Annotated in this window: 1 protein-coding gene; it reads right to left on the reverse strand. The window is 75.1% G+C overall.

What is annotated here, in order from left to right:
* A partial coding sequence (locus tag ACYVD5_RS07255) for an SDR family NAD(P)-dependent oxidoreductase (RefSeq protein ID WP_461000149.1) occupies positions 1-6,312 on the reverse strand: 6,312 nt, incomplete at both ends.

A 6,312-nucleotide genomic window follows, 5' to 3' on the forward strand; every position in this document is an offset into this window, starting at 1 on the left:
CGCGTGCGGGTGCCCGGCGCCGTGCCGCGGGTCAGGGCCCGGCCAACCTCGCCCGATGCGCAGGCCGCCAGGTCCAGCGCGGCCGGCACCGGCGCCGCATCTGCGGTGCGCAGGGCCGCGTCGAACAGGGCCAGCCCTTGTGCGGTGGGCATCGGCCGCAGCCCGGCCCGCCGCAGCCGCGCCAGGTCGGCGGGCTGCAGGCCGCCGGTCAGCCCGCTTTCCTGCTCCCAGAGCCCCCAGACCAGGGACGTGGCGGACAGCCCGGCCGCATGCCGACGGGCGGACAGCGCGTCCAGGAAGGCGTTCGCCGCGGTGTAGTTCGCCTGGCCAGGGCTGCCCAGCACGCCGGTTACCGACGAGTACAGCAGGAACGCGGCCAGGTCGTATCCGGCGGTGAGTTCGTGCAGGTTCGCGGCGCCGTCGACCTTGGCGCGCAGCACCCGGTGCAGCTGCTCGGCGCCGAGCGAGGCGACCGGTGCGTCGTCCAGCACGCCCGCTGCGTGCACGACCGCGGTGAGCGGGTGTGCAGCGGGCACCTCCGCCAGTACGGCGGCGAGCGCGCCGCGGTCGGCGGCGTCGCAGGCCGCAATGGTGACGGTGGCGCCGAGCGCGGTGAGTTCGGCCTCCAGTTCGCCCGCCCCGGGCGCGTCCATGCCGCGGCGGCTCGTCAGCACCAGGTGGCGCACGCCGTGCGCGGTCACCAAGTGCCGCGCCAGCAGGCCGCCCAGGGTTCCGGTGCCTCCGGTGACCAGCACGGTGCCGTCGGGGTCGAGGGGCCGCGGGATGCGCAGCACGATCTTGCCGGTGTGGCCGCCGCGGCTCATGGTCCGCAGAGCTTCGGGCGCCCGGCGGATGTCCGTGGCCGAAACCGGCAGCGGCTGCAGTTCGCCCCGCTCGAACAGCGCGGTGAGTTCGGCGAGCAGTTCGCCGATCCGGTCGGGCTCCACCGCGGTGAGGTCGTAGGGCCGGTAGCTGACTCCGGGGTGTTCGGCGGCCACCGCCTGCGGGTCGCGCGGGTCGGCCTTGCCCATCTCCAGGAACACGCCGCCGCGCGGCAGCAGCCGCAGCGACGCGTCGGTGAAGTCGCCGGCCAGCGAGTTCAGCACCACGTCGACCCCGCGGCCGCCGGTGGCCGCGGCGAACCGCCGCTCGAACTCCAGGTCCCGCGACGATGCGATGTGCTCGTCGTCGAGGCCCATTTCGCGCAGCAGGTGGTGTTTGGCGGGGCCAGCGGTACCGAAGACCTCGGCGCCCCGGTGGCGCGCGAGCTGTACCGCGGCCATGCCCACTCCCCCGGCGGCCGCATGGACCAGCACGGTCGAGCCGGGCGCGAGCGCCGCCAGGTCGCCGAACCCGTAGTGCGCGGTCAAAAACGCCGCGGGCACCGAGGCGGCCTGTTCGAAGGACCAGCCGCGGGGGATCCGGGCGAGCAGGCGGTGGTCGGTGACCGCCACCGGACCGAACCCCTGGGGCAGCAGCCCGAAAACGCGGTCGCCGACAGCGAACCCGGTGGTTCCCGGCCCTGTTTCGGTCACCACGCCGGCCCCTTCGAGACCGAGGTCGGCGCTGCCCGGGTAGCTGCCCAGCGCGATCAGCACGTCGCGGAAGTTGAGCCCGGCGGCGCGGACCGCGACCCGCACCTGTCCCGGCAGCAGTTCGGCGAGCCCTGCGGAGTCCGGCAGCAGCGCCAGGTTCTCCAGCGTGCCCCCTCCGGTGGTGTCCAGCCGCCAGGCGGCGGAGCCGGGTACCGCGAGTGCGCCGCCGGCGGCGCGGGTCAGCCGCGGGGCGTAGGCCCGGCCGCGGCGGAACGCCAGTTGGGGCTCGTCGGCGGCGAGAGCGACGGCGGCGGATTCGGCTGCGGCGCCCGTGCCGGTACCGGTGCCGGTCGCGGCGTCGGTATCGACGAGCGCGAACCGGCCGGGGTGTTCGGCCTGCGCGGTGCGGACCAGCCCCCACAGCGATGCCTGGGCGAGGTCTGCCACGCCCTCGCCATCGTGGACGCAGACGGCGTTGCGGGTGGTGAAGACCAGCCGCGCGGACTCCCACCGGGGGTCGGCGAGCCAGGCGCGGACGAGTTCGAGCGCCTCCGCAGTTGCCGTGTGCACCGAGTCGGCGGTTTCGCCGCCGACCGGCTCGCAGACGGCGAGGACGGTCCGCGGCGGTGCCGGCGCCCCGGCCGCATCAGCCGCCTCGGCAAGGGCCGCGAGGCCGCGGGCGTCGCGGACGCTGGGCCACTGCCCCCGGTACAGGTCGGCGGCTGCGACCGGAACCCACTCCGTGCGGAACAGGGAGTCGTCGGCGACCGGGATCCGGTCCGCGGACACCGGCCGCAGGTGCACGGACTCGATCGAGCCCACCGGCGCCCCGCTGGTGTCGGCCAGTTCCACGGTGGCCGTATCGGTGCCGGCCGGACTTACCCGCACCCGCAGCGTGTCGGTACGTCCGACCGACGACAGTTCGACGCCGCTGAAAACGAACGGGAGCAGCAACCGGTCGTCGCCGCTGCCGCCGGCCAACGCCGCCGGCAGCACCGGGTGCAGGGCGGCGTCCAGCAGCGGCGGAGGGGGGACGGTCCAGTCGCCGGCGTCCGGCAGGGCAAGGCCGACCTCGGCGTAGGTGCTCTCGCCGAGCCGCCAGCAGGCGCGCAGGCCGGCGAACGCGGGACCGTATCCGTAACCGGCTGCGGCCAGGCGCTCGTAGCAGCCGGTGGTGTCGACGGGCTGCGCGCCTTCGGGCGGCCAGGTGCGCGCGGCCCACCCGGACGGTTCGGCCGCCGCGGTGAGGGTGCCGGTGGCGTGCCCGGTCCACGGCGTCTCCGGAGCGGCCCGCTCGGGGCGGGAGTGGATCCCGATGTCGCGGCGCCCCTGTTCGTCGGGGGCGCCGACGCGGATCTGGACGCGCACGGCACCGTCCTCGGGCAGCACGAGCGCGGTGTGCAGGGTGAGGTCGCCGATCCGGGGGCAGCCCGCCTGGGTTCCCGCGTACCGGGCCAGCTCCACCCACACCGTGCCGGGCACCACCGCGCTGCCGGCCACCCGGTGGTCGCCGAACCACTGCCGGGTGGACAGCGACCAGCGCCCGGTCAGCAGCACCGAGCCGTCGTCGGCCAGGCGCAGCACGCCGCCGACCAGCGGGTGGCCGGACCGCTCCAGGCCCGTGTCCGCTGCGGCGGGCTCCTGCTCCGGCTCCTGCGGCTGCTCCGGCTCCTGCCAGTAGTGCTGGTGTTGGAAGGGGTAGGTGGGCAGGTCCACCAGCGTGCCGCCGCCCAGGTACCCCTGCCAGTCCACGGGCACACCGGCCGTGAACGCCCGCGCGAGCGAGAACGGCAGTTGCCGCACCGAGTCCTGGTCGCGGTACAGCGTCGGCAGCACCGCCGCGCCGCCGGAGCCGATCCCGTGTGCCTCGATGGCGGCCTGCAGCGCGGGCGCCAGTACCGGGTGCGGGCCCACTTCCACGAAGTGCCGGAACCCCTCCCCCAGCAGGGCTTCCACCGCCGGCCCGAACCGCACCGGCTGACGGACGTTCGCCGCCCAGTAGGCGGCGTCGAGGCGGGCGGTGTCGACCGGCGCGCCGCGCGTTGTGGAGAAGAACGGAACCGCGGCGGAGACCGGGGAGAGCCCGTCCAGGGCCGCGGCGATCTCTCCGGTGATCGCTTCGGCCTGCGGGGAGTGCGCTGCGAAGTCGGCATCGATCCGCCGCACCCGCACATCGGCGGCCTCGCACGCTCGGGCGAACTCCGCCAGGGCCGCAGGTGCGCCGGACACGACGGTATCGGCCGGGCTGTTGACCGCGGCCACGCCGAGGTCGGCGTTCCACGGTTCCAGCAGTTCGGCCGCCCGGTCCGCGCCCGCGGCCACCGCGACCATGCCGCCGCGGCCCGACAGCCGCTCGGCGATGGCCCGGGCCCGGGTGACCATGATGCGGGCGCCGTCGGCCAGGGACAGGCCTCCGGCCACGCACGCCGCCGCGATCTCGCCTTGGGAATGGCCAACCACCGCGGCGGGCTCCACCCCGTGGGACCGCCACACCGCGGCCAGCGACACCAGCACCGCCCACAGCGCGGTCTGCGCGGGTTCCGCGCGTTCCAGGGCGGCGCCTTCGCGCAGCAGGTCGGCGACTGAGAAGTCCACGAAAGCGCCCAGTGCCGCGTCGCACTCGGCCATCCGCGCCGCGAACACCGGGCTCGACTCCAGCAACCCCGCGGCCATGCCCGCCCACTGCGAACCCTGGCCCGGGAACACGAACACCACACCGCCGGCAGCACCACCGGCCGACCCGCCGGCCGAAGCAGCGGCCGTACCCGCCACGGTGTTCGGAGCCGGCTCACCGGCCGCCAGCGCGGCAAGCGCCCGCCGCGCGTCACCGGCACCGTCGGCCAACACCACCGCGCGGTGCTCGAACGCCGACCGCCGCACCAGCGACGCCCCCACGTCGACCAGCGGGTGGTGTTCGACCACCGGATCCAGGCGCTCGGCTTGGGCGCGCAGCGCGTCGCCGTTCTTGGCGGAGAGCACCAGCGGCACCGGACCGGCCGCCCCGCCCGCGGCGGCCGTCCCCGCGGGCGCTTCACCCGTTTCGCCGGTGGAGGTATCCGCCTCCGCGGGCGCCTCCTCCAGCACGACGTGGGCGTTGGTGCCGCTGATACCGAACGCCGAAACGCCCGCCCGCCGCGGCTTCTCGCCGCGCGGCCAGCCCGCCGGTTCGTCCAGCAACCGCACCGCACCCGAGGACCAGTCCACGTGCGGAGTCGGGGCATCCACCCCCAGCGACGCCGGCAGCGAGCCGTGCCGCATCGCCATCACCATCTTGATCACCCCGGCCGCGCCCGCCGCGGCCTGGGTGTGACCCAGGTTCGTCTTCACCGACCCCAGCCGCAGCGGCCGGTCGGCCGGGCGCGAACGCCCGTAGGTGGCCAGCAGCGCCCGCGCCTCGATCGGATCGCCCAGCGTCGTCCCGGTACCGTGCGCCTCGACCGCATCGACCTCATCAGCGGCCATCCCCGCATCGGCCAGTGCCGCGCGGATGACGCGTTCCTGCGCACGTCCGTTCGGGGCGGTCTGCCCGTTGGAGGCGCCGTCCTGGTTGACCGCCGAGCCCCGCAGCACCGCCAGCACGCGGCGGCCGTTGCGGCGGGCGTCCGACAGCCGCTCCAGCACCAAGACCCCGGCGCCTTCGGCCCAGGCCGTGCCGTCGGCCGCAGCGGCGAACGCCTTGACCCGCCCGTCCGCGGCCAGGCCGCGCTGGCGGGAGAACTCCACGAACCAGTCCGCGTTGGCCAGCACCGTCACCCCGCCGGCGAGTGCGAGCGAGCATTCGCCCGCACGCAGCGCCCGCCCGGCCGAATGCAGCGCCACCAGCGACGCGGAGCACGCCGTGTCCAAGGTCAGAGCCGGGCCGTGCAGCCCGAGGAAATAGGCGATCCGGCCGGAGACCAGGCTCGGCGACATTCCGGTCAGCCGGTAGCCGCCGCCTTCGGCAGCCCCGGTCTGTCCGCCGTAGCCGCCGTAGGAGGCGCCCAGGAACACCCCCGTCTGCGACTCCCGCAACGACAACGGATCGATCCCCGCATGCTCAACCGCCTCCCACGCCACCTCCAACGCCATCCGCTGCTGCGGATCCATCGCCACCGCCTCACGCGGCGACACCCCGAAAAACCCCGCATCGAACCCGCCCGCACCGTAAACAAACCCGCCATCGGCCACATAACTCTTCCCCGGCCGCCCCGCAACCGGATCGAACAACCCCCCGACATCCCACCCCCGGTCCTCCGGGAACGGCCCGATCGCATCACCCCCACCCGAAACCAGCGACCACAACTCCGCAGCCGAGCCCACACCCCCCGGAAAACGGCAACCGATTCCGATGACCGCCATGGGCTCGTCGGCGGGCGCGAGCGCGGCGCCGGTGGCGACCGGGTCCTGCTGGACACCGGAGAGCTGCACGTGCAGGTGCCGCGCGAGTTCCGCCGGCGTGGGGTGGTCGAACAGGACGGTCGGGTGCAGCCGCAGGCCGAACCGCGCGCCCAGCGACCGGCACAGTTCGACCGACAGGTGGGAGTCGAAGCCGATGTCGTCGAAGTTGCGGTCGGCTTCGACGGTTTCGGGCGCGGAGTGCCCCAAGGTGGTGGCCGCCTGGCGGCGCACCGCATGCAGGATGGCGGGCAGGTCGTCGGTCTGTACCTCTTGCGGTGGCTGCGCCGGCGGTGCATACGCGGGCGGGGCGTGGGCCGGTGCCGGGGCGTCCGGTTCGCCGTCGAGCCAGTAGCGGCTGCGTTGGAAGGCATAGGTCGGCAACTCCACCCGCCGACCCCCG

Source organism: Streptomonospora sediminis, from assembly GCF_054778995.1.